Source organism: Xanthomonas sp. D-36-1, assembly GCF_017746155.1.
GTDB classification, from domain to species: Bacteria; Pseudomonadota; Gammaproteobacteria; order Xanthomonadales; family Xanthomonadaceae; genus Xanthomonas; species Xanthomonas cissicola.
In genome coordinates, this window is record NZ_JAGHWR010000077.1 from 15,134 (window position 1) to 37,081 (window position 21,948).

General features: G+C 66.2%; 22 protein-coding genes. 9 read left to right on the plus strand and 13 right to left on the minus strand.

Features of this window, described 5'->3' with window-relative positions; all coding sequences use genetic code 11:
• Positions 1-63: 63 nt before the first annotated feature.
• The 3 genes from J7367_RS18925 to J7367_RS18935 are packed head-to-tail and all read right to left on the minus strand — an operon-like array spanning position 64 to position 2,215.
• The gene (locus J7367_RS18925; protein WP_057662686.1) at positions 64-330 is read right to left on the minus strand and encodes an acylphosphatase; all 267 of its coding nucleotides are present in this window, start codon (positions 328-330) and stop codon (positions 64-66) included.
• Complete coding sequence (locus J7367_RS18930) at positions 330-941, minus strand: TlpA disulfide reductase family protein (protein ID WP_007965863.1); 612 nt, start codon at positions 939-941, stop codon at positions 330-332. The genes J7367_RS18925 and J7367_RS18930 overlap by 1 nt, the downstream gene beginning before the upstream one ends.
• Positions 938-2,215, minus strand: a complete 1,278-nt coding sequence (locus J7367_RS18935) for a YihY family inner membrane protein (protein ID WP_007965865.1) — start codon at positions 2,213-2,215, stop codon at positions 938-940. Before J7367_RS18935 ends, J7367_RS18930 begins: the two co-directional genes overlap by 4 nt.
• Before the next feature lie 111 nt (positions 2,216-2,326).
• Between J7367_RS18935 and wrbA the strand changes: the two genes are divergently transcribed.
• Together wrbA and J7367_RS18945 are read left to right on the plus strand one after the other, a co-directional pair.
• Positions 2,327-2,923, plus strand: coding sequence for an NAD(P)H:quinone oxidoreductase (wrbA, locus tag J7367_RS18940; protein ID WP_057662683.1), 597 nt, complete (start codon positions 2,327-2,329; stop codon positions 2,921-2,923).
• A complete protein-coding gene (locus J7367_RS18945) occupies positions 2,920-3,264 on the plus strand; it encodes a DUF2069 domain-containing protein (RefSeq protein ID WP_042675653.1) in 345 nt (114 codons plus the stop codon). The genes wrbA and J7367_RS18945 overlap by 4 nt, the downstream gene beginning before the upstream one ends.
• Before the next feature lie 221 nt (positions 3,265-3,485).
• On the opposite strand, the gene J7367_RS18950 is transcribed toward J7367_RS18945, so the two are convergent.
• Positions 3,486-4,706, minus strand: a complete 1,221-nt coding sequence (locus J7367_RS18950) for a glycoside hydrolase family 30 beta sandwich domain-containing protein (RefSeq protein ID WP_057662681.1) — start codon at positions 4,704-4,706, stop codon at positions 3,486-3,488.
• Positions 4,707-5,219: 513 nt separating this feature from the next.
• Here J7367_RS18950 and J7367_RS18955 point away from each other — a divergent pair.
• Both J7367_RS18955 and ybaK read left to right on the plus strand, forming a co-directional pair.
• The gene (locus J7367_RS18955) at positions 5,220-5,705 is read left to right on the plus strand and encodes an asparaginase domain-containing protein (protein WP_007965873.1); all 486 of its coding nucleotides are present in this window, start codon (positions 5,220-5,222) and stop codon (positions 5,703-5,705) included.
• Between the two features lie 4 nt (positions 5,706-5,709).
• Positions 5,710-6,183 carry a Cys-tRNA(Pro) deacylase gene (gene ybaK, locus J7367_RS18960; RefSeq protein ID WP_057662678.1) on the plus strand — a complete coding sequence of 158 codons (474 nt, stop codon included), beginning with the start codon at positions 5,710-5,712 and terminating at the stop codon, positions 6,181-6,183.
• Between the two features lie 208 nt (positions 6,184-6,391).
• Here the strand turns inward: ybaK and J7367_RS18965 are convergent, their stop codons facing one another.
• The 5 genes from J7367_RS18965 to sufT form a co-directional block, all read right to left on the minus strand.
• Positions 6,392-8,089 carry a S8 family peptidase gene (locus J7367_RS18965; RefSeq protein ID WP_057662675.1) on the minus strand — a complete coding sequence of 566 codons (1,698 nt, stop codon included), beginning with the start codon at positions 8,087-8,089 and terminating at the stop codon, positions 6,392-6,394.
• Positions 8,090-8,430: 341 nt separating this feature from the next.
• Positions 8,431-9,840 (minus strand): S8 family peptidase, encoded by a 1,410-nt coding sequence (locus tag J7367_RS18970; RefSeq protein WP_057662672.1) that lies wholly within the window; start codon positions 9,838-9,840, stop codon positions 8,431-8,433.
• Between the two features lie 260 nt (positions 9,841-10,100).
• Positions 10,101-11,834, minus strand: coding sequence for a S8 family peptidase (locus J7367_RS18975; RefSeq protein ID WP_057662669.1), 1,734 nt, complete (start codon positions 11,832-11,834; stop codon positions 10,101-10,103).
• 308 nt (positions 11,835-12,142) lie between these two features.
• Positions 12,143-13,228 (minus strand): branched-chain amino acid aminotransferase, encoded by a 1,086-nt coding sequence (locus J7367_RS18980; RefSeq protein ID WP_007965884.1) that lies wholly within the window; start codon positions 13,226-13,228, stop codon positions 12,143-12,145.
• A 64-nt stretch (positions 13,229-13,292) separates the two neighbouring features.
• Positions 13,293-13,847, minus strand: coding sequence for a putative Fe-S cluster assembly protein SufT (gene sufT, locus J7367_RS18985; protein ID WP_057662664.1), 555 nt, complete (start codon positions 13,845-13,847; stop codon positions 13,293-13,295).
• Positions 13,848-14,033: 186 nt separating this feature from the next.
• Here sufT and J7367_RS18990 point away from each other — a divergent pair, with 186 nt between their 5' ends.
• Complete coding sequence (locus tag J7367_RS18990; RefSeq protein ID WP_007965888.1) at positions 14,034-14,453, plus strand: hypothetical protein; 420 nt, start codon at positions 14,034-14,036, stop codon at positions 14,451-14,453.
• 351 nt (positions 14,454-14,804) lie between these two features.
• Here the strand turns inward: J7367_RS18990 and J7367_RS18995 are convergent, their stop codons facing one another.
• Entirely contained in the window at positions 14,805-16,262 is a 1,458-nt protein-coding gene (locus J7367_RS18995) for an NAD(P)(+) transhydrogenase (Re/Si-specific) subunit beta (RefSeq protein ID WP_057662662.1), read from the minus strand.
• The gene (locus tag J7367_RS19000; RefSeq protein WP_026006968.1) at positions 16,259-16,564 is read right to left on the minus strand and encodes an NAD(P) transhydrogenase subunit alpha; all 306 of its coding nucleotides are present in this window, start codon (positions 16,562-16,564) and stop codon (positions 16,259-16,261) included. The genes J7367_RS18995 and J7367_RS19000 overlap by 4 nt, the downstream gene beginning before the upstream one ends.
• Before the next feature lie 123 nt (positions 16,565-16,687).
• Here J7367_RS19000 and J7367_RS19005 point away from each other — a divergent pair, with 123 nt between their 5' ends.
• From J7367_RS19005 to J7367_RS19015, 3 genes are read left to right on the plus strand one after another with little or no spacing between them, the layout of a single operon-like run.
• The gene (locus tag J7367_RS19005) at positions 16,688-17,251 is read left to right on the plus strand and encodes an RNA polymerase sigma factor (RefSeq protein ID WP_003488792.1); all 564 of its coding nucleotides are present in this window, start codon (positions 16,688-16,690) and stop codon (positions 17,249-17,251) included.
• Positions 17,248-17,598: a hypothetical protein gene (locus J7367_RS19010; RefSeq protein WP_022558394.1), complete on the plus strand. Its 351-nt coding sequence runs from the start codon at positions 17,248-17,250 to the stop codon at positions 17,596-17,598. The genes J7367_RS19005 and J7367_RS19010 overlap by 4 nt, the downstream gene beginning before the upstream one ends.
• Positions 17,599-17,603: 5 nt before the next feature.
• On the plus strand, positions 17,604-18,095 hold the full coding sequence (locus J7367_RS19015) for a DUF3106 domain-containing protein (RefSeq protein WP_005925947.1): 492 nt from the start codon (positions 17,604-17,606) through the stop codon (positions 18,093-18,095).
• Positions 18,096-18,505: 410 nt separating this feature from the next.
• On the opposite strand, the gene J7367_RS19020 is transcribed toward J7367_RS19015, so the two are convergent.
• Together J7367_RS19020 and J7367_RS19025 are read right to left on the minus strand one after the other, a co-directional pair.
• Entirely contained in the window at positions 18,506-19,603 is a 1,098-nt protein-coding gene (locus J7367_RS19020) for an NAD(P) transhydrogenase subunit alpha (RefSeq protein WP_057662659.1), read from the minus strand.
• A 610-nt stretch (positions 19,604-20,213) separates the two neighbouring features.
• Positions 20,214-20,813: a TetR/AcrR family transcriptional regulator gene (locus tag J7367_RS19025; RefSeq protein WP_022558392.1), complete on the minus strand. Its 600-nt coding sequence runs from the start codon at positions 20,811-20,813 to the stop codon at positions 20,214-20,216.
• A gap of 125 nt (positions 20,814-20,938) precedes the next feature.
• Here J7367_RS19025 and J7367_RS19030 point away from each other — a divergent pair, with 125 nt between their 5' ends.
• Entirely contained in the window at positions 20,939-21,796 is an 858-nt protein-coding gene (locus tag J7367_RS19030; RefSeq protein WP_007965900.1) for an alpha/beta fold hydrolase, read from the plus strand.
• Positions 21,797-21,948 lie beyond the last annotated feature (152 nt).

Sequence of the window (21,948 nt, forward strand, 5' to 3'; positions counted from 1 at the left end):
TCGCGTTGACAGGGTTATCGGCGAGGCAACCCAACTCTGTTGCCCCGCTTCAGTAGCGCACGCTCACCCAGTTACAAAGTCTTCAGTCGGCAGAACCGCGCAGACCGTGCGCGTGACCGCCGCGACCGTGGCGGCCGGCGGGCCCTGCCATAGCCATGCTTCCAAAGCGTCCAGCGCCGCCGCGCTACCGGCGGCGACCACGTCCACGCTGCCGTCGGCCTGGTTGCGGGCATGCCCGACCAGACCGAGTGCCAGTGCGCGTTGACGGGTGGAAGCGCGGTAATACACGCCCTGCACCATCCCGCTCACCACAAAACGCGCGGCCTGCATCAACCCGCCTTGCCGGTGATGCCGACGGCCGCTTCGATATCGCGTGCGGTCACCGGCCCAAGGAATTGTTTGGCGACCTTGCCATCCGGGCCGATCAGGTAGGTCATCGGCAGGCCGCGCGGGGTGGCGAAGTCCTGTGGCGGCTGGTACGGGTCGAGGATGGCGATCGGGTAGGACACCGGGTGGTCCTTCAAGAATGCCTGCATGTCGGCGCTGGTGATGTCTTCGTAGGCCAGACCCACCACCTCGACGGTGTCGCGCATGGTGTGCAGCGCCGACAGTTCGGGCATTTCCTTCAGGCACGGCGCGCACCAGGTAGCCCAGAAATTCACCACCACCCATTTGCCGCGGTGCGCGGCCAGGTCGTAGGTCTCGCCGGTCACGGTCGGCAGCGAGAGCTTGGGCATCTGGGCGGTCTGCTGCACCACCGAGCTGTTGGGAGGTGCGGCCGGGTCGGCGGGCGTGGCCGGTGCAGTCGGCGTCTGGGTGGTGGTGGCAGGCGCGGTGCCGTTGCCGGCAGCAGGTGTACCTTCGCCCGTGGGCTTGCAGGCGGTCAGCATCAACAATGGCAACAGCAGCGCACAGGCGCTGCGGACAAGACGCACGGTCATGGAGGATCTCCGGGAAGGTGGGTGTAAAGGTCGCCGACCGGCTGCGCCAGCACGCTGCGCAAGGGTTGGCGCAGCTGTTCCAGCGCCGCGGCGGCGGCCTGGCCGAATGCATCGTCGCGGCACGGCAATGGGCGGTCTTCGATCGGCACGCGCAGCTGGCAGTTTTCGTAGAGTTCGGCCAGGGGCACCACATCCAGATCGCGCGCCAGCAGCCACTGCCCGCGCTCGTCGCGACGCAGCAGGCGGATACGCTTGAGCTCGCACAGCAGTTCCTGCATCAGCGTGTCGGTGAGCATCGGCTCCAGCGCCAGGATGCGGTCTTCGTCCAGGCCATTGCCGTGGACGCGCGCCTGGCTGAAGCGGCCGAGCAGACGCAGCAGGCCGTAGATCTCGAAGCCCGGCGGCAGACGCATGGCCTCGGGCTGGTAACGGAACGCGGACATCGACGAGGCCAGCGAGGCGCCCAGCAGCACCGACACCCAGCTCAGGTAGATCCACAACAACAGGATCGGCAGTGCCGACAGCGCGCCGTAGATGCGTTGGTAAGTCTGGAAATTGCCGAGGTAAAAGCCAAAGCCCCACTTGACGATTTCCATCAGGATCACCGCCAGCAGCGCGCCCGGCAGCGCATGCCGCAGCCGCACCACGTGCTGCGGCACCACGCGGTAGATCAGCACGATGCACACGAACTCCACCGCCATCGGCGCCAGCCGCCAGGCAAATTCGGCCAGCCACTGGCCTTCGGTGGTGCGGAATAGCGGCAGCGCGAACACGTAGGCCGCCATCGCCATCGAGGCGGCGGCCAGCATCGTGCCCAGCGTCAGCACCGTCCAGTAGATCAGGAAGCGCGTCACCTTGGGGCGCGCGGCGGCGACCCGCCAGATGCTGTTGAAGGTTTGTTCGATGCTGTGCAGGGTGATCAGCAGCGAGGCCACCAGCGCGACCATGCCGGCCACGGTGAACTTGCCCAGGTCTTCCAGCGAGCGGTTGAGATAGTTCTGCACCGAGCGCGCCGCGCCGGGCACGAAATTGTTGAAGATGAAGTCGGTGAGCGCGTCCTTCCACTCGTTGAAGGCCGGAAACGCCGAGAGCACGCCGAACACCACGATCGCCAGCGGCACCAGCGCGAACACGGTGGTGTATGCCAGCGAGGCAGCCGCCTGGAACAACCGGTCGTCCAGGAAGCGGCGCCACAGAAAGCGCCCGAAGCTCACCGTCCGCGCGCGGTCGCGTAGACGTTCTTTCCATTGGTGGAGTTTGTTCACACGCGACATCGCGCAAGGGTACCCGATGCGCCGTCATCGCGGCCTTGCCGCAACTGCGGCGTGCAGCAGCAGGCTGGCTTGGCCGATACTGCGGCAATTCATACAGGCGGTGGATGCGCGATGGCAGAGATTTTGGTGCTGTATTACAGCCGGGGCGGTTCGGTGGCGCGGCTGGCGCGGCAGATCGCGCGCGGCATCGGCGAAGTGCCCGGCATGAGCGCGCGGCTGCGCACCGTTCCACCGGTGGCTGCGGTCACCCAGACCAGCGCCCCGCCGGTGCCGGACGAAGGCGCGCCCTATGTAGACCGCGCCGATCTGGCCGAGTGCAGCGGCCTGCTGCTTGGCAGCCCCACCCGCTTCGGCAACATGGCCGCACCGATGAAGCACTTCCTCGACAGCCTGGGCGCCGAATGGGCCAGCGGCACCCTGGCCGGCAAGCCGGCCGGCGTGTTCACCTCCACCGCCTCGATGCATGGCGGCCAGGAATCCACCCTGCTGTCGATGCATCTGCCGCTGCTGCATCACGGTTGCCTGATCGTGGGGATTCCGTTTACCGAAGCCGCGCTCAGCCACACTACAAGCGGCGGCACGCCGTATGGCGCCAGCCATGTCTCCGGTGCCGGCGGCGACCCGCAACCGAGCGAGGACGAAGCACTGCTGGCGCGTGCGCTGGGCCGCAGGGTGGCCGATATCGCGCGGCGGCTGGCAACCCCGTGAGCGTGCGCGCCATGCATTGGCTGCTGAGCGCCGCGCTGCTGGCGCTGGCGGCGTTGTTTGCGGTGTGGTTTCACGACGACCCGCGCCCACTGGCCGCGCTCATCGTGTTCGTGCTGCCGGCCGCGCTGACCGGCGTGCTGGCAGTGCGCAGTGCGCGTGCCCGCTTCTGGGCCGGCGTGTTCGCGCTGGGCTGGTTCAGCCACGGCGTCATGGCCGCCTGGAGCCAGCCGCAGGCACGTGGAATGGCGTGGCTGGAACTGCTGCTCGCCCTGGCGGTCGTGGGCCTGGTCGGCGGCCCCGGCATGGCGGCGCGCTTGGGCAGGACGCGCCCGCCACGTTGACCGGCAGATCGAACAAACCGCGTGCGCAGCTGCGCGATGCAACTGGGCATGCGTCCGCTTGAAGGCGTCAACCGCAGCCACCCAACGCAGCCATTCAACCAAGTTCGATCATCGTCAGGCGGGCGCAGCCGGGGCTCAGGGTGGCGTGCACACGCCTCCACGCCGATCCCTGCGCGCCGTCCACGCCACCTGACGAGGACTTGCGGCGTTTCGGTTTCCGCTCAGTTTCCGACCAGCGTGGCCACGCTCTGCGGGTCGACATACAGCGAGGTCTTGCCGTTGACCACGCTGTAGTTGCCGCCGAACCCGACATTGAGCGTGCCCGAGGTGCTGTATTTGGCGAACTGCGTGGCAGTGCCGGACGGTAGTGTCAGGTCCAGCCGCTGGTGGCCGGTACCGGTGTTGACCGCCACCACCACCAGCTTGTTGTCCGGCGTGCGGTAGGCGGTCACCGAGACATCGCTATACGGGTGTTCGGTGGCGCCGACCCGCACCGACCCTGGCCGTACGAAGCGCGCGAACTGCGACATCGCATAGCCGCGCTTGCTCACTGCGCCGTTTTCGCTGATCAGCCCGTAGCTGCGCCGGATGTACCACCAGATGTAGGCGTTGAAATTGGCCGCCATGCTGGCATGCAGTTCGCTGGCCACTCCCAATGCCGACGGCCATGCATTGCCATCGGTGTTGTCGGTGTAATGCTCGGTCATCCACACCTGCTTGCCCTTGCTGCGCGCCAAGGCATAGTCGCGCGGCTTTGCGCCATACAGATGGCCGGCCACGATGGAGGTGGCCTGATTGGCGGCGGTGTTGTTGAGGACCGGGTCGGTGATGGAGAAGTTGAACCCCACCGACTCGCCGACGATGACCTTGAGGCTACCGAACTTGCTGCCTTCGCTCACGAGATAGTTGACGAAGTCACTGCCGCTCCAGTCGGCCGATTCGTAATCCGGGTGCCAATCCGGCTCGTTTTGCAGGGAAATCGCATACAGCGGCGCGCCTTTGCCCGACATGTAATTAGCGAAATCCAGCAGGTGCTGGGTGTAGGCGCCGTAGTAATTGGGCAGCAGTTTGCCGCCATTGATCAGGCTGTTGTTGGACTTCATGTAAGCCGGCGGCGTCCATGGGGTTGCGAACACCAGCCCGCCCAGCGCACGCACCCGCGTCGCCGTCGGCACCTGGGTCGCCCAGCCTGAGCTGGAGGGGTCGATGCGCATGCGCAGGATCGACAGCCCGATCTGCCCGGTGCCGCTGCCATAAGCCAGATCCACCTGTGCGGGTGTCAGGTCGTTGATCCAGCCGGCGCCATTCATACCGCCGAACCCGCGCACCGTCTGGTAGGTCTGCGTGGGCGTGATCGTCACCGTCTGCGCGGCGGCGTGGCCCGCCAGCAGCACAGCCATCGCGCAGGTGAGCGCGCGCAACATCGACATGGACTTGTTCATGAGGCTCTCCGGGAGGGGATGGCGACGGCAACGCTGCACCGACGACTCGCCGACTATCGACCGCATGAATGTCAAGTCAATTTCAGTAATTTCTCTTTATTGAGTCCGTGACGTAGCACACGCGCGTAGCGCAGCGGAGTGGTGCGTGGATCACACTGCGTTTTGCGCTGCCGCATGTGGAGGCTGGGCACCGGCGACGCCGAGGCAACGCGTTCAACCCTAGCGCCGGCTGCAAGCTGACGTCGCGCAAGCACCACATGGGGCAGGGATACGCCCCGGGGTCACAACAATCGCTGCGCCTCGAACCTGCAGTCACCCTTGCGCGTGCCGGCGTGCGCCTGCGCCACACCATCTCAATCGGATGCAGCGCCGCCACACATTCGGCAACCGAGCGCAAGTCTCGACCACGCTGGTTTATGGCGATGGCTACCTTACTGCCAGTCTCCTGGCCGGGCGGTATCATGGCGGCCCGCGCGCGGCCTGCGCCGCGTTAGCCCTACAGGATCCGCAGCAATGGAAGACCTCCTGATCGTCACCACCGGTGGCACGATCGACAAGATCTACTTCGACGACAAATCGGACTACCAGATCGGCGACCCGCAGATCGGTCAGATTCTGAAAGAACTGGGCGTGACGTTTCGTTTTTCGGTGATTCCGATCATCCGCAAGGATTCGCTGCACATCACCGATGCCGACCGCGAACTGATCCGCGCCACCATCGCCGCCCAGCCCACCCGCCACGTGCTGATCACCCACGGCACCGATTCGATGGTGGAAACCGGCAAGGTGCTGCAGACCATCGCCGACAAGACCATCGTGATGACCGGCGCATTGAATCCGGCGCGCTTTCGCGGCTCGGATGCCGAATTCAATATCGGTTGCGCTGTCGGTGCAGTGCAATCGCTGCCGGCAGGCGTTTATATCGCCATGAACGGCCGCATCTGGAATCCGGAAAAGGTGCGCAAGAACGTGGCTGCAAACCGCTTCGAATCGGTCTGAGCGCATGAGCAAGGCCACACGCGCCACCAAGGCGCTGGACGCGGCCGGCGTAGGGTATGTGTTGCATCCTTACGACTACCAGGCCGATGCCGATGCGAAGGGATTGCAAGCCGCAGATGCGTTGGGCCTGCAGCCGCATACCGTGTTGAAGACGCTGATGGCATGGGTCGACGACAAGGCGGTGTGCGTGGTGATTCCATGCGACCGCCGGGTGTCGTTGAAGAGACTGGCCAGCGCCTACGGCGGCAAGTCGGCACGCATGATGGACGTGGCCGATGCCGAGCGGCGCACCGGTTACAAGGTCGGCGGTATCAGCCCGCTCGGCCAGCAACGGCAGGTGCCGGTGCTGGTCGAAATCACGGCGTTGGACGCACCGGCGCTGTGGATCAACGCCGGCCAGCGGGGACTGCTGCTGGAATTGCCCGGCACCCAGCTGGTGCATGCACTCGCCGCAAGCGCTTGTGCGCTGTGCGAGTGAACGCGTAAACGCGATGCCGCGCGTATCGGACGGTATGCGCGCTACGCATCTGGGACTGGACTCACGCGATGCTCTCGGCGGATCGCCTGCATTGATTTCGATCTTCCACCGATGTCTCCGCATTGCACGCATGCAGCACTGCCGCACTAGAGCAGGCAGCAGCGCCTCTGGGCACGGCAGCACGGCAGCACCACCGTGCCGGAACCACTCAATACGCCGCAGTGACGCTGACTCCGGAAAAGCCCAGCGTTGCCTTCAAGCGCACGTAATAGACCCCCGCAGCCGGCGCGGCCAGCGTGCAGCTGTCGCCGTTGCCCCGCAACATGCTGCGGCAGCTGTACGCCGCGTCGGTCGGTAACGCTCCGGCCCGTACCGACAGGTCGGCGTTGCCGCTGCCGCCGGCGAGCGTGACCTTGAGCGAACGGGTGCCGGCCGGCACATTGACCTGGTAATACAGCGAATCGGAAAGCGCTGCGCTCAGCCCGGTGCGTGCCACATTCCTGCTCAAGGTGGTCGACTCGATCACCGCCGCCACCGCGCCATCGGCATTCACCAGCCCGGCCCCGCACCCCTGCGTGCAGACCACCGGCATGGGTCGCGCGCTGGCCTTGAGCAGGGCTTTCACTGTTGCCGGCGTCAGCGGATTCAGGGCCGCCGACTGCATCAGCGCCACCACGCCAGCCACGTGCGGCGCCGCCATCGAGGTGCCGCTATACACCGCATATGCCGCATTGCCCGGTGCCGTGGTTCCGGTATTGAGCGTGGACACGATCGATTGCCCGGGCGCGGCGATATCCACGCCCTTGCCGAAGTTGGAAAAACTGGCCTTGGCGCCGGCCGAGGTGGTGGCCGCCACGGCGATCACGTTGGCGCAGTTGGCCGGCACGCTGGTGGAGACGTCCATATTGCTGTTGCCGGCGGCCACGACCACCGCGCTGCCGCGCGTGACGGCTGCGGTGATGGCATTGTTCAACGTCGCCGAGCAGGTGCCCGCGCCACCCAACGACAGATTGATTACCGTGGCCGGATTCGGGTTGGCCGGCACGCCGTTGACCTTGCCGCCGGACGCCCACACGATCGCATCGGCGATATCGGACATGTAGCCGCCGCAGCGGCCCAGCACCCGCAACGGCAGGATCTTGGCGTTGAACGCGGTACCGACCACGCCCATCGCGTTGTTGCCCACCGCCGCCACGATGCCGGCCACGTGCGTGCCATGCCAACTGGAATTGGACGCCGACGCTCCAGGCCCGCATTCGTTGGCCGCGGCCCAGTCGCCTTGGTCGGCGGCGTTTGCGTCGCGTGCAGTGCCATCGCGCGCAGTGGCCGGATCAACGATGAAGTCGTAGCCGGGCAGCACATTGGCTGCCAGGTCCGGATGATTGGTGATGCCGGTGTCGATCACCGCCACCACGATGCCCTTGCCGGTGGAACGGTCCCAGGCCGGACGGATGTTGAGGCTGGCGGCGGTCGCGCCCATCGCCCACTGCTGCGGCACGCCCGGGTCGTTGGGAACCAGCAATGGCCGCATCAGGATGTCCACTTCCACGCGTTTGACCGCCGGGTCGGCGGCAAGGCGCCGCATCAGGCTTTCCGAATCCACGCGGTCCAGCTTGCGGTCTGCCACCAGCAACATCGGCCCGCCACTGAGCCGGCGCATGGCCGACAGGCCCAGCGCCTTCCCGCGCGCTTGCGGCACGGCACGCGCGATGTCGCCCCATGGCGCAGACAACCCGGTCGCCCGGCTGCTGCCGACGCTGTTCTTGTAGCTGACGATGAAGCGCTGATGGGTATTGCTGGAATTCAATCCTTGCAGATTGACCTCGCCAGCAGCGGCATGAAACGTGCATGACAACGCACAGACGAATGCAACGCGGCGCAGTGCGCCTATTGAGTGATACGGCATGACTCCATCCCTCCCCAAGGATCTGGCAACCCGGTTGGCAACGCGCTGACGCCAGTGCGCTGCGCCGTGCCCGATGCGCGTGCATGCAGATGTTGCATGCCTCACGTGGGGTGGCTATCGGCGTGCCACCGGTGCGCTGAAGCGGCCATGCCGTGCTGGCGGGCGTTTCATTCAGCCATCGCTGCCCGGCCCTGGCTGGCGGTGCGGCAGTTGCCGCTGCCCGAACGCACACTGCCCCGCGTAGAGCGGGGCAGTGCAGGTTTCAAACCACCGACACGGGTGTCGGGAAAGGCCCGACGCAATGCCGGCTGCGCGCCGGCATTGCGGTCGTCGGCGCAGGTTTACGGGGTCTGGCTGACTGCGCCGGCCGCGTTGACGATGCCCGCGCCGCAGCCGCCCGAGCAGGCGCCCGGCAACGGACGTGCGGTGTTCTTCAGCAGCGTTTCCACCGCAGCGGGCGTCAGCGGACGGCTGGCGACCGACTGCACCAGCGCCACCACGCCGGCCACGTGCGGGGCCGCCATCGAGGTGCCGTTGTAGCTGGCGTAGCTGGCCGAACCCGGCGTGGTGGTGCCGCTGTTCAAGGTCGACAGGATCGCCGAACCCGGCGCGGAGATGTCGATGCCGGTGCCGAAGTTGGAGAAGCTCGAACGCGCCCCGGCCGAGGTGATCGATGCCACAGAAATCACGTTGGCGCAGCTGGCCGGGGTGAAGTTGGCCACGTTGGCATTGCTGTTGCCGGCCGCCACCACCACGGTGGTGCCGCGCGACACCGCGCTGTTGATGGCGTTCTGATAACTGCTCGAGCAGCTGCCGCTGCCGCCCAGCGACATGTTGATCACTTCGGCCGGGTTGGCATTGGCGGGCACGCCGGACACGGTGCCGCCCGAGGCCCACACGATCGCATCGACGATATCGGAAGTGGCGCCGCCGCAGGCGCCCAGCGCACGGATCGGCACGATGCGCGCGTTGAATGCGGTACCGGCCACGCCGGTGCTGTTGTTGGTGACCGCCGCGATGGTGCCGGCTACGTGGGTGCCGTGCCAGCTGGAATTGGCGGCCGACGAACCGGAGAAGCACTGATTGGCCGTGGTCCAGTCGCCCTGGTCGGCCGGATTGCTGTCACGCCCGTTGTTGTCGCGTGCACGCGTGGCATCGCTGATGAAGTCGTAACCCGGCAGCACGTTGGCGTTGAGGTCCGGATGGCTGGTGATGCCGGTGTCGATCACGGCCACCACCACGCCGGTGCCGGTGGCGGTGTCCCAGGCCGGGCGCACGTTGATGCCGGAGGAAGAGGTGCCGAAGCCCCACTGTTCGGACAGGCGCGTGTCGTTCGGGGTCAGTACCGGGTACATGATCTGGTCGACTTCCACGTAGTCCACGCTGGGGTCGGCAGCAATACGGCGCATCAGCGTTTCGGCGTCCGCGCGGTCCAGGCCACGGTCGGTCTTGAGCACTTCCGAACCCAGCGCCGTGCGGCGCACGTGGTTCAGGCCCAGCGCACGGCCGGCGCGTGCCGGCATCGCACCGGCAACGGAATTGAGCGATGCGCGCATCGAGGTGGGGCTGACCGCGGCACTGGAACCGTCTTTGTATTTGACGATGAAGCGGTCCAGGGTGGGCTGCGCATCCAAACCGGACAGATTGACCTGACCGGCGAATGCCGGCACGGCCAGCAGCGAGGTCAACGCGGAAACACCCAGGACTACCAGCGCGCGCGTGGGCGCACGACGTTGCGACACATTGGACATCGATCGTTCCTTATTGGAGAGGTGCCGCAGCTGCGGCGAGAGGGCCGGCCCGTTGCCGCAGGCTGCGGTTCGGGGCCGGAAACTGCACGGGCGCCAGACCCGTCGGAGCGACTGACCGGCGTCCATTCCGGCCAAGCGGCAACGCATCGCCTGCGCCTGCCGAAACGGCAGACCTGGGCGAGGTATCGCAGATGGGGTTGAAGCGAAGGAGGCAGCGTCCCCTGGCGTCATGCCAGGGAACGCGTGCAGCGATCCAGCGTTTAGTAGCTGGCGGTCAGCGTCACGCCGGAGAACGTGCTGTAAGCCTTGATCCGCACGTAATAGGTTCCCGACGGCGAGGTGATGTTGCAGGTCTCGGCATTGCCATCGAGATACGGGCGGCAGGCGTAGACGGTGTCGGTCGGCGCGCTACCGGCCCGCACGTACAGGTCTGCATCGCCGCTGCCGCCGCTGGTGGTGACCGTCAGCGTGCCGCTGCCGGCCGGCACCGTGATGGTGTAGTTCAACTCCGCGCCCGTGGCCGCGCCGAGGCCGGTCACCGGCGTGCCGTTGGTCAAGGTGTTGCCGGTTCCGCCACCGCCACCGCCACTGCTGCCGGCGATGGCCGCCGTCACTGCCGCATCGGCATCGACGATGCCCGCACCGCAACCGCCCGAACAGGCACCCGGCAAGGCGCGTGCGGTGTTCTTCAGCAGTGTTTCCACTGCGGCAGGCGTCAACGTGGTGGGCGCAACCGACTGCACCAGGGCAACAACGCCGGCCACATGCGGCGCCGCCATCGAGGTGCCGTTGTAGGAAGCGTAGCTGGCGTTGCCCGGCGTGGTGGTACCGCTGTTGAGCGTGGACAGGATCCCCGACCCTGGCGCGGAGACGTCGATCCCGCTGCCGTAGTTGGAATAGCTGGCCTTGGCACCGGCCGAGGTCGTGGCCGCCACTGCGATCACATTGGCGCAGTTGGCCGGCAACGAACCGGACACGTTGGCGGCACTGTTGCCGGCCGCCACCACCACCGTGGTACCGCGCGAGACTGCGCCGTTGATCGCGCTCTGCATCGTGGACGAACAGGTGCCGCCTCCGCCCAGCGACATGTTGATGACTTCGGCCGCGTTGGGATTGGCCGGCACACCACTCACGGTCCCGCCGGAGGCCCAAATGATGGCATCGGCAATGTCCGACAGCGAACCACCGCACCGGCCCAGCACGCGGACCGGCACCACCTTGGCGTTGAACGCAGTGCCGGCCACGCCGGTGGTATTGTTGGTCACCGCCGCCACCGTGCCGGCGACATGGGTCCCGTGCCAGCTGGAATTGGACGTGGCGCATCCACTGGTCGAGTTCCAGTCGCCTTCGTCGGCAGGATTGTTGTCGCGCCCATTGCCGTCGCGCGCGGCGGTGGCATCGCTGATGAAGTCGTAGCCGGGCAGGATGTTGGCGTCCAGGTCGGGATGGCTGACGATGCCGGTGTCGATCACCGCAACCACGACGTTGGCACCGGTGGCCTTGTCCCAGGCCGGGCGGATGTTGAGCCCTGCGTTGGTGGTGCCGAAGGCCCACTGCTCGGACAGGCGGCTGTCGTTGGGGGTCAGCGTGGGGTACAGCATCTGGTCCACTTCCACGCTTTGCACGTTGGGGTCGGCGGCCAGCTGGCGCATCAGGGTTTCGGCTTCGGCGCGATCCAGCGCGCGGTCGGCCTGAACCAGCTCCGGTCCCACTGCCAGACGACGCACGCTGTTCAGGCCCAGCGACTTGCCGGCCTTGGCCGGCAACGCACGTGCAGCGGTGCGCAACGAGGTCGTCAACACACTGGGGCTGCTCAGGGCGCTACTGCCGTCCTTGTAGGTCACGATGAACTTCTGGTGGGTCTGCGCGGTGGCCAGGCCACCCAGGTAGACATCACCGGCAAACGCCGGCGTTGCCAGCAGCAGCGAGGTAAGGGCCGAAGCACCCAGGATGCCGAGCGCTCGGTGGCGCGGACGAAGCGACGCGTTAGAAATCGAATTCCCTTCCAGTCAAGAGAACCACCGAAGCGGTAGTTCCGAAACCGTCGCGATGGCGACTTCCCCAGTGCCCCGGACCGCCCCTGTTATCGATCCGTTCAGCGAATCTATCTCAAAGAAACCGGACTGGACAATACGGAGTTGGTAATTTTCGAAATCAAAATGCAATTGCGTGATGCAAATCACATCTTACTCATGCTGAATTCGACTGGTTTACAGTCGAAAAACGTTCTTTTTGCTGTTGCGCAAACAAAAAGGCCCCCGTGCTGACACACGGAGGCCCTTGTTTGGCGAAGTATGTCCGCTTACGACAAACGCACCAACCAACCGTGGCGGTCCGGCACGCGGCCGTACTGGATATCGGTCAGTTCCTGGCGCAGCGACATGGTCACCTCGCCTGCTGGTGCGGACAGATCGCCCACCGCGAACCCCTCGCCCTTCAGCTCGCCGATCGGGGTCACCACCGCCGCCGTACCGCAGGCGAACACCTCGGTGATCTCGCCGGAGGCCACGCCCTGCGTCCATTCGTCGATCGCGACCTTGCGCTCGATCACCTGCATGCCACGGTCGCGGGCCAGTTGCAGAATGCTGTCGCGGGTGATGCCTTCCAGGATGCTGCCGGAAAGTTCCGGGGTCACCAACGTGCCGTCCTTGTAGACCAGGAACACGTTCATGCCGCCGAGTTCTTCGATGTACTTGCCTTCCACCGGGTCCAGGAACAACACCTGCGAGCAGCCCTGGGCGTAGGCCTTCTGCTGTGGCAACAGCGACGCGGCGTAATTGCCGCCGCACTTGGCCGCACCGGTGCCGCCCTTGGCCGCACGTGCGTACTCGGTGGACAACCAGATCGACACCGGCGCCACGCCCTTGGCGAAATACGGGCCAGCCGGGCTGGCGATCACGTAATACGAGGCCTTGTGCGCCGCGCGCACGCCCAGGAAGGCCTCGTCGGCGATCATGAACGGGCGGAAATACAGGCTGGTTTCCGGTGCCGACGGCACCCAGCCGCCATCCACGGCAACCAGCTGGCGCAGCGATTCGACGAACAGGTCCACCGGCAGTTCCGGCAGCGCCAGACGGCGCGCCGACCGCTGCAGCCGCTCGCCGTTGGCTTGCGGACGGAAGGTCCAGATCGAACCGTCGGCATGCCGGTAGGCCTTGATGCCTTCGAAGATCTCCTGGCCGTAATGCAGCACCGACGCTGCCGGATCCAGTTGCAGCGGGCCGTAGGCGCGCACTTGCGCGTCGTGCCAGCCCTGCTCGTTGTTCCAGGAGATGGCGACCATGTGGTCGGTGAAATGCAACCCGAAACCGGGTGCGGCCAGGATCACGGACAGTTCGTCGGCGCTGCGCGGCGACGGAGAACGGGTGGAAGCGAAGGACACGGACACCGGGAGATTCCTGTATGGCGGGCGAAAGGACGCAGCGCCACATCGTGGACATGGCGCGGGACGGTCAGAGCATGCCGGTCTCGAGACGGGCCGCTTCGGACATCATATGCCGGCCCCACGGCGGGTCGAACACCAGCTCGACGTCGGCCTCGGCGATGGTCGGGATCATTTCGACCTTGCCGCGCACATCGTCGACCAGGATTTCGCCCATGCCGCAACCGGGCGCGGTCAGCGTCATCTTGACGTCGACCCGGCGCTGATCGTCTTCCTCGCGATGGCTGACCACCGCCTCGTAGACCAGACCCAGGTCGACGATATTGAACGGAATTTCCGGGTCGAAACAGGTGCGCAACTGCTGCCACACCAGCGCTTCCACCTCTTCGTCGCTGGCATTGGCGGGCAATTCCAGCCCCGGCGGCGGCTCCTTGCCGATCGCATCGCCATCCTTGCCGGCAATGCGGAACAGGTTGCCTTCGACGAAGACGGTATAGCTGCCACCCAGCGCCTGGGTGATATAGCCGTAACTGCCTGCGGGCAGGGTCACCGAATCGCCCTGCGGCACCATGACGGCATCGCAATCGCGTTCGAACTGGACGGGTTCGCTGCTACGGGAATACATGGGCTGGATATGGGGCCGCGCAGGTCGCGCGCAAGTCGGCCATTCTAGCCGACCACGACGCCACCGCCGCCGGCCACCGTGCCAGCCGGGGACGACGCTGCATTCCATCGGCCGCACTGCCGTGGCGTGCCGCCCCTCGCAAAGGCCGGCCCGCGCACTATCATGTGCGCACTGTCAGGAGCTCCAATGCCGCCCACCACCGCGTCCGCCAGAACTGCCCACTGGCTCTGGCCCCCGCTCCTGCTGCTGGGATGCGTCACCGCCCTCATCGCCTGGCTGCTCATCGCCCTGGCCCTGGGCAACCAGGCCGGCTGGATGGCTGTGGTCGTGGCGTTGGAGATCGTCTGGATGCTGCGCCTGGGCACCCTGCGCGCCGGTCGGTTACGCATCGGCATTGCCGTCGTGGCGACCGCGCTGATCATCGCTGGCGCCAACTGGGGCATCGCCTCGGCCCAACTGGGCGGACCGCTGGGCCTGGACCCGTGGACCTCGGCTCAGAAGATGGGCACCGGCCTGGCCTGGACGCTGCTGCAACTGGCCAACAACGGCTTCGACCTGCTGTGTTACGTCGCGGCACTGCTCGTGGCCTGGTGGGCGGCGCGTTGAGTCAGGCGCGATTGTTTCGGTAGCCAACGTCGGACGTCGCTGCAGCTGATGCGTCAGCTGCACAGATTCGTGCGCCGCGGCTCGTCAAACGCCATCGCTCTCAGAGATACATGGGAAAGCGCTGCGCGTTTGCAGCAGGGCCCTTGCCGCTTGCGGGACCGATGGCGGCATGGGTGCCGCCATCGAGCCTCCAGAGACGGATTTACGGCGTGTCCCGCAAGCGGTGAGGGCGCCGCGCCTTCGACTAACCCGGCTTTGATCCGCGCGTGTAAGCCCCCCGGTAACGCGACAGGACACGACCGACCCTGCGTTGCCTTAAGCATTTGAGCGCGGCTGGCGACACACCAACACTCAATGCCCGCCGCCATCCAGCGCTTTCAATTCACTCACCAGCGCACCGGCGGCTTCTGCCCCATCGCCGTACAACATGCGCGTGTTGTCGGCGTAGAACAGCGCATTCTCGATGCCGGCAAAACCGGTTCCCTTGCCGCGCTTGATCACCACCGTGTTGCGGGAATTGACCACGTCCAGGATCGGCATGCCGTAGATCGGGCTGGCCGGATCGGTTTTGGCGACCGGATTGACCACGTCGTTGGCACCGATCACCAACGACACATCGGTGCTGGCGAATTCCGGATTGATGTCGTCCATGTCGGCGATCAGATCGTAGGGCACACCGGCCTCGGCCAACAGCACGTTCATGTGCCCCGGCATGCGCCCGGCGACCGGATGGATCGCGAACTTCACCTTGACACCGCGCGCCATCAAGCGCTGCGCCAGCTCCCAGATCTTGTGCTGTGCCTGCGCCACTGCCATGCCATAGCCGGGCACGATCACCACCCGCTCGGCAAAGGCCATCATCGCCGCCACATCGCCGGCCTCGATCGGCTTCTGCACACCGCTGATTTCCTGCACCTGCGCGCCACCGCCGAAGTTGGAAAACAGCACCCCGCTGATCGGCCGATTCAACGCCTTGGCCATCAACCGCGTCAGCAGGATGCCGGCCGCGCCGACCATCATGCCGGCGATGATCAGTGCCTCGTTGCCGAGGACATACCCCTCGAACGCCACCGCCAACCCGGTAAACGCGTTGTAGAGCGAAATCACCACCGGCATGTCGGCACCGCCGATCGGTAGCGTCATCAGCACGCCCAAGGCCAACGCCACCACGAAGAACGCGATGATCGCCAACGGCTGCAGGCTGCTCGCCGCCCAGATGGCCAGGGCCAGCACCGCCACTGCGACCACCAGATTGAAGGCTTGCTGCCCCGGAAAGGTTACCCGCCGGTCCAGCCGGCCATCGAGCTTGGCCCACGCGATGATCGACCCCGATAACGCCACCGCCCCGATCGCCGAGCCGATCACCGCCAGCGGCACCGTGGTGGTGTCCGGCTGCCGCGCCGCCAGCTCTGCAATCGCCTGGGCGCTCCAATGCGCCGTGTCGCGATTGGCGAAGAACGAAAACCGCAGCAGTTCCACCGCGCCGATCGCCGCCGCCGAGCCGCCGCCCATACCGTTGTACAGCGCCACCATTTGCGGCATGTCGGTGATGGCGACCTTCCTGGCCGACCACCACGCCACGCCGGTGCCGATCGCCAACGCCGCCAGGATCAACGGCACGTTGTGCAACTCGGGCAGGAAAAACGTGGCCACCGTGGCAATCGACATGCCCAGCCCGGCCCAACGGATGCCGCTGCGCGCGCTCAATGGAGACGCCATCCGCTGCAGACCAAGCAGGAACAAGGTGGCTGCAACCAGGTAACTGGACTTGACCACCCACGACAGCAACTCGGCAGTGGAGACGTTCATGACCTATCCCCGCCAGGCGGCTTCTTGCTGGACTTGAACATCTCCAGCATTCGCTCGGTGACCACGTAGCCCCCCGCCGCGTTTCCCGCACCTAACGCCACTGCGACAAATCCCAGCGCTTTTTCCAACGTGGTGTCGGCATGCCCGAGCACCACCATCGCCCCGATCAGCACGATGCCGTGGATGAAGTTGGAACCGGACATCAGCGGCGTATGCAGGATCACCGGCACCCGCGAGATGATCACGTGGCCGGCGATGGCCGCCAGCATGAAGATGTACAGCGCTACGAATCCGTCGCTCATCGTCTCTGGCTCCACTGGTCGGTGCGGCCCGCCGATCATACCCACGCCACGCCCGTGCGGGCGCCTGTCAACCGAATCCGCGCTCGCCCGTTGACGTCGTATCGTCTCCGCGGAAGCTACGCTGTGCTGGTGGGAACTCCTTTCGATCCGCAAGCTACCGCACCGGCCGCCACCGCGCCGGTGTCGTTGGACGCCTTTCTGGCCGGCATCGGGCCGCGTGCGTTCCGTTTTGCCGAGGCCGGCCTGCGGCACCGCGAAGATGCGCTGGACGCCGTGCAGGACGCCATGGTGAAGCTGCTGGGCTATCGCGAACGGCCAGCCGAGGAATGGACGCCGCTGTTCTGGAGCATCCTGCGCAGCCGCATCATCGACCTGCAGCGGCGACGCAGCTTTCGCCTGAAGTTCTGGGCACCGGCCGAGCGCGCCGACGACGAAGGCCCGATCGACTGGGCCGACCCCGGCACCGGACCGGTCGACGAACAACAGCATCAACAGGCCTACCAACGGCTGGTCGATGCATTGCGCACACTGCCGGCGCGCCAACGCGAAGCCTTCACCCTGCGCGTGCTCGAAGACCTGGACGTGGCCACCACTGCCAAGGCGATGGGCTGCTCCGAAGGCTCGGTCAAAACCCACCTGTCGCGCGCGCGCGACGCGTTGCAAAAACAGTTCGAGGATTTCCTGTGAACCGCTCCCACGACACCGCCCGGCTGGATGCGCAGCTGCGCCAGCTGCATGCCACCGCGCTGACCAGCCTGCCGCCGCAGACACTGGCGCGCCTGCGCCAGGCCCGCCATGCCTCGGCACCCACGCGCAGCCGACGTGGCTACTGGTTGCTGGCCACCGCGTGCTCGGGCCTGCTGGCAATCGGCATCGGCCTGCAGCTGCACCCCAGCCAAAGCGTCTCATCTGGCGCCGCGTCGACCTCGCCGGTTGCCAGCACCAGCGCCACCACCGAGACAGACGACCTGCTGGCCCAGAACCCGGACCTGTATGTCTGGCTCGGCTCCGACACCGCCCTGGCCATGGAATAAGCACGATGACCCACACCACCCGCCTGCTGTTGACCCTGTTGCTGAGCGCCGGGCCATGCGCCTCCACGCTGGCTCAGGACGGCCCGCCCGGACCTCCTCCACCGGGTCCGCCCATGGACGCGCCTGGCCCACGCGGCCAGGGGCCCCGTGACGAGACGCCCATGCCCGAGTGGGACCAACTGACCAAGCAGCAACGCCAGGTCATGATCGATGCGCTGCGCGAGCGCTGGGACGACGTGCCCGAAGAACGCCCCAGGATGTACCGGCACGCCCGCCGCTGGCTGGACATGACGCCCGAGCAGCGCAAGCAGGCTAAAGCCGGCATGGACCGCTTCCGCAACATGAGTCCGGAGCAACGCCGCGAGGCCAAGGCCTTGTTCGACCGCATGCGCACGCTCAACCCGCAACAGCGCAACGAACTGCAGCAACGCTGGCAGAAGATGAGCCCGGCCGAACGCAGCGCTTGGTTACGCGAGCATCCGCCGGTCGAGGACTGACGTTTCCCAGAAATTGCCCGGCGGATGATGGCGCCTGTTCAAGCGCCGCGCATGGTTGCGATGGGCGATGGACATTGATCAGCCGTCGCGCCTGGCATCTTGCAGCACGCGAAGGCTACCCACTGCAGCGACGCGCAGACTGCGCACCCCGCGTACCCGCGCGCGAGGTGGCGTAAGTTTGGTAGCGCACGCAGCTGCAACATGTCGCAGCAACCGACTCGCGCGCCAACACCCGTGTTGCATCGATGGCTTCGCTACGTCGTTGGTTGCAGTGACAACGACGAAATCACTGACCGCGCCACGCCTCAACCTGCCTGGCGCATCGGTCGCCAGCGCCGGATTGACGACGGCTTGCGATACGCTAGCGCGCTGTCCTTGTTGGATTGCGCGCACCGAACTTTCTGCGACGCCTAGGCGGTGGTTGCGACCGGCGCCGACCACCGCGTCTTCGCCAGCAACTCATCGTCCCAGTCGAGCGTCAACGCACCGTCCTTGATCAACAAGGCGGCGAAGGCGTACACGTTGCGCGCGAACATCTCGCTGGCATGCACTGCGCCCTGGCTGGCCAGATTGAGCGGGCCAGCGATGACCACGCCGTCGAGGTCATAGGTCTCCCCCGGGCGGGTGGCCGCGCAATTGCCGCCGGTTTCCGCCGCCAGGTCCACGATCACGCTGCCGGCGCGCATGCCGCGTGCCATCCCGGTGGTCACGATCTTCGGTGCCGGCCGGCCCGGAACCGCAGCAGTGCACACCACCACATCCACACCGGTGAGGTGTTTGGCCAGACGGCGCTGCTGTTCGGCGCGTTCGTCGTCGCTGAGCTGGCGCGCGTAGCCGCCTTCGCCGGCAGCGCTCACGCCCAGGTCCACAAATCGCGCACCCAGCGAGGCGATCTGCTCACGCGTTTCCGGCCGCACATCGAAGCCTTCCACCTGCGCGCCCAGCCGCTTGGCAGTGGCGATCGCCTGCAGGCCGGCCACGCCCGCGCCGATCACCAACACCTTGCACGGGCGCATGGTGCCGGCCGCGGTGGTCAGCATCGGAAAAAAGCGCGGCGCCAGCTGCGCGGCAATCAGCACTGCCTTGTAGCCCGCCATGCCGGCCTGCGAGCTCAACACATCCATCGATTGCGCGCGCGTGGTGCGCGGCAGGCGCTCCAGTGGAAACGCAATCAATTGCCGCGCGGCAAACGCCTGGGCACGCGCAGGGTCTGCATCCGGCGCCAGCATGCCGATCACCACCGCGTGCGGCTGGCACCGAAGCAACGTGTCGGTAGAAGGCGCCTGCACGCACAGCACCATCTCGGCCTGCGCCACGGCGTCGGCGCCGGCAGGCTGCGCACCGGCCTGCAGATACGCATCATCGTCCATGCTGCTGGCCTGGCCGGCCCCCGGTTCGATCCACACGCCGGCACCGAGCGCGACCAGTTTCTTGACCGTTTCCGGCGTCGCGGCCACACGGCGTTCGCCGGCGGCCCGTTCTTTCAGCACCAGCACCTGCATAGCCATGCGTTGCTCCGGTCTTGCGCCCAGTCGCGGCGATGCTAGCAGAGCGCGGTGCGCGCGCAGGTGGCGAAGCTTGGAGCATTCTCTCGGCGAGAGCGTCAGTGGCTGAGGGTGAGCTGCCGCTGACGCATCGGTCCAGCGCGCATTTGGCTTGGTGGCACCCGTGAGCTGGATGACGAGTTTCGAGGAGTTACCCGAGGCAACTCGCAGAATCGTTCTGGAAGACGGCGCAGCAGCTGCACTGCGCGACACACCAACGGGACGATACGCAGATCATGGATGTTGCCTGCGGCACGGCGCTGATTCCGGCGTCAACACGCACGCGTAATCGCCCTGCCCTGCAAATCAACGGCCGCGCGGCCGCAGCCGCTCGCTGGGAAACGGCGGCCGGCTGCCGCATACAAGACCGCAACCGGCACGTATTCCGCATCGAATGCGTATTCCGCTTCAAAACACGTCATGCCGGCGTCAGATCGCATTCCAGACCCGTGCGGCTGTGCAGGTGCAGGCAATGCCGACGTTGAACGCATGCCTCATCGCGCTCCCAGCCATTTTCCTAGCGCATGCAGTCCCGGCATGACCGTCGATGCTCCGAAACGTCGAAGAGGGCGCACTAGGGCTCAAACAACCCTTTCAGCAGCGGCGCAAACACCAGCTCGGGGGCAACGCCCAGCAACGCCTCATGCTTCCCGTCGATGGCAAGAGAGGCGTAACCATGTACGGCGCTCCAAGCAAGCACGGTGCGCTGCTCGAGCAACGCGGCACCCGGGTCGGTAGCGTGCCGGGCAATCCATTGCGCACGCACCGTCTCGCGCAGGCACGCCATCGCCGCAGCGCTGGCTTCGGTCAAGCGTGGCCAGCGCAATGCACGCACATCCAGGCCCAACATCAGCCGGAAATGCTGCGGAAACTCCAGCGCAAACCGGATATAGCCCAGCCCGCAGCCCATCAACGGGTCGTCCACCTCACGCTGCGTGGCGAGGATGCGCGCGAGCATGCGCTCGTAACCGTCAGCCGCCACGTCCGCCAAAAGCCCATCCAGCGAGCCGAAGTGGTGCGCGGGGGCGGCGTGCGACACACCGGCGCGGCGCGCGCAGGCACGTAAGGTGAGCCCGCGCAAACCGGACTCGCCCAGCAAGTCCCAGCCCGCCCGCCGCAGCGCGGCCGGCAGATCGCCGTGGTGGTAGGCAGCGGTGGTGGACGAGGTCGGCATGGGCAGCTTCGAGTATGGCAACAGCAGTGGATCAAACCATCTTGACGTTGACAAGATATGCGCACCAGACTGATGGCACATCTTGTCATCGACTAGATACCGCTTCTCTTCGCAGGACATGCCTCTTGAGCTCATCCATCGCCACGCTGCGCACGCGCCTGTTACGCAGCTCCCTGGCCGGCGCCAGTCGGTTGGCTCCTGGACCCACCGGCCGCTATCTGGCACGTCGCTTCGTCACCCCGGCAGCGCTTGGGCGCCGGCAGGCGGCCACGATCGCGGCCACATTGACCGACATGCAGCGTCACACGCTGCGGATCGATGACATCGACATCGCCATGTATCAGTGGGGCGATCCGGCGCAGCAGCCGTATGTGCTGCTGTCGCATGGCTGGGCCAGTTATGCGCTGCGCTTTGCGGCCTGGGTGCCGCAGTTGCGCGCACTCGGCTATGCGGTCGTGGCGTTCGACCAGGCAGCGCACGGCTTGAGCGGCGGACGAATCAGCTATATGCCGCATTTCGTGAAAATGTTGCGTGTCATCGGCAGCCGCTTCGGCCGCCCGGCCGCATTTATCGGCCACTCGCTCGGCGCGGCCTCGGTGGTATTTGCCGACGACCCGGTCTGGCGCCCCGCGCGCTATGTGCTGATCGCACCGTTGCTGGCGCCGGCCGCCAGTGCGCAGCGCCAGTTTCGCGCATTCGGCATTGCGCCTGCCGCGTTCGCACCGTTCGAAAACTGGCTGGCAGACCTCACGGGCAAGCGCTTTTCCGATTTCGATGCGACGCCGCGCTTGCCGCAGTTCGATCGCCCGGCGCTGATCATCCACGACCGTCGCGACCGCGAAACGCCGTGGGACGAAGGCGCGCGTTTCGCCAGCCTGTGGCCGGGCGCGCAACTGTTCACCACCGAAGGGCTAGGCCATAACCGCATGGTCGATCACACCTCGGTGATCGAGCGGGCGATGCAGTTCATCGGGCCGGCATGATCTGAAGAAACATACGAGAAACTCTGCGATTGTGGCCGCAGCCCGAGGCAGCAGTCATCGCAGCGCGCATCGATGAGGTCTTGGGCAAACAAGCGACGCAGCGCGTTTATGTCATTGCTGTGTCTGTCCTGCGAGCGAGCCGCCTCCGAGCG

Excerpts from the sequence above, each read along its gene's own strand:
- J7367_RS19015 (WP_005925947.1), top strand. The coding sequence starts at position 17,604 with ATGACCCACACCACCCGCCTGCTGTTGACCCTGTTGCTGAGCGCCGGG.
- wrbA (WP_057662683.1), top strand. The coding sequence starts at position 2,327 with ATGGCAGAGATTTTGGTGCTGTATTACAGCCGGGGCGGTTCGGTGGCG.
- J7367_RS18935 (WP_007965865.1), bottom strand. The coding sequence starts at position 2,215 with ATGTCGCGTGTGAACAAACTCCACCAATGGAAAGAACGTCTACGCGAC.
- J7367_RS19020 (WP_057662659.1), bottom strand. The coding sequence starts at position 19,603 with ATGGCTATGCAGGTGCTGGTGCTGAAAGAACGGGCCGCCGGCGAACGC.
- J7367_RS18995 (WP_057662662.1), bottom strand. The coding sequence starts at position 16,262 with ATGAACGTCTCCACTGCCGAGTTGCTGTCGTGGGTGGTCAAGTCCAGT.
- J7367_RS18950 (WP_057662681.1), bottom strand. The coding sequence starts at position 4,706 with ATGAACAAGTCCATGTCGATGTTGCGCGCGCTCACCTGCGCGATGGCT.
- J7367_RS18925 (WP_057662686.1), bottom strand. The coding sequence starts at position 330 with ATGCAGGCCGCGCGTTTTGTGGTGAGCGGGATGGTGCAGGGCGTGTAT.
- J7367_RS19025 (WP_022558392.1), bottom strand. The coding sequence starts at position 20,813 with ATGCCGACCTCGTCCACCACCGCTGCCTACCACCACGGCGATCTGCCG.
- J7367_RS18970 (WP_057662672.1), bottom strand. The coding sequence starts at position 9,840 with ATGTCCAATGTGTCGCAACGTCGTGCGCCCACGCGCGCGCTGGTAGTC.
- J7367_RS18990 (WP_007965888.1), top strand. The coding sequence starts at position 14,034 with ATGCCGCCCACCACCGCGTCCGCCAGAACTGCCCACTGGCTCTGGCCC.
- sufT (WP_057662664.1), bottom strand. The coding sequence starts at position 13,847 with ATGTATTCCCGTAGCAGCGAACCCGTCCAGTTCGAACGCGATTGCGAT.
- J7367_RS18955 (WP_007965873.1), top strand. The coding sequence starts at position 5,220 with ATGGAAGACCTCCTGATCGTCACCACCGGTGGCACGATCGACAAGATC.
- J7367_RS18965 (WP_057662675.1), bottom strand. The coding sequence starts at position 8,089 with ATGCCGTATCACTCAATAGGCGCACTGCGCCGCGTTGCATTCGTCTGT.
- ybaK (WP_057662678.1), top strand. The coding sequence starts at position 5,710 with ATGAGCAAGGCCACACGCGCCACCAAGGCGCTGGACGCGGCCGGCGTA.
- J7367_RS18930 (WP_007965863.1), bottom strand. The coding sequence starts at position 941 with ATGACCGTGCGTCTTGTCCGCAGCGCCTGTGCGCTGCTGTTGCCATTG.
- J7367_RS19000 (WP_026006968.1), bottom strand. The coding sequence starts at position 16,564 with ATGAGCGACGGATTCGTAGCGCTGTACATCTTCATGCTGGCGGCCATC.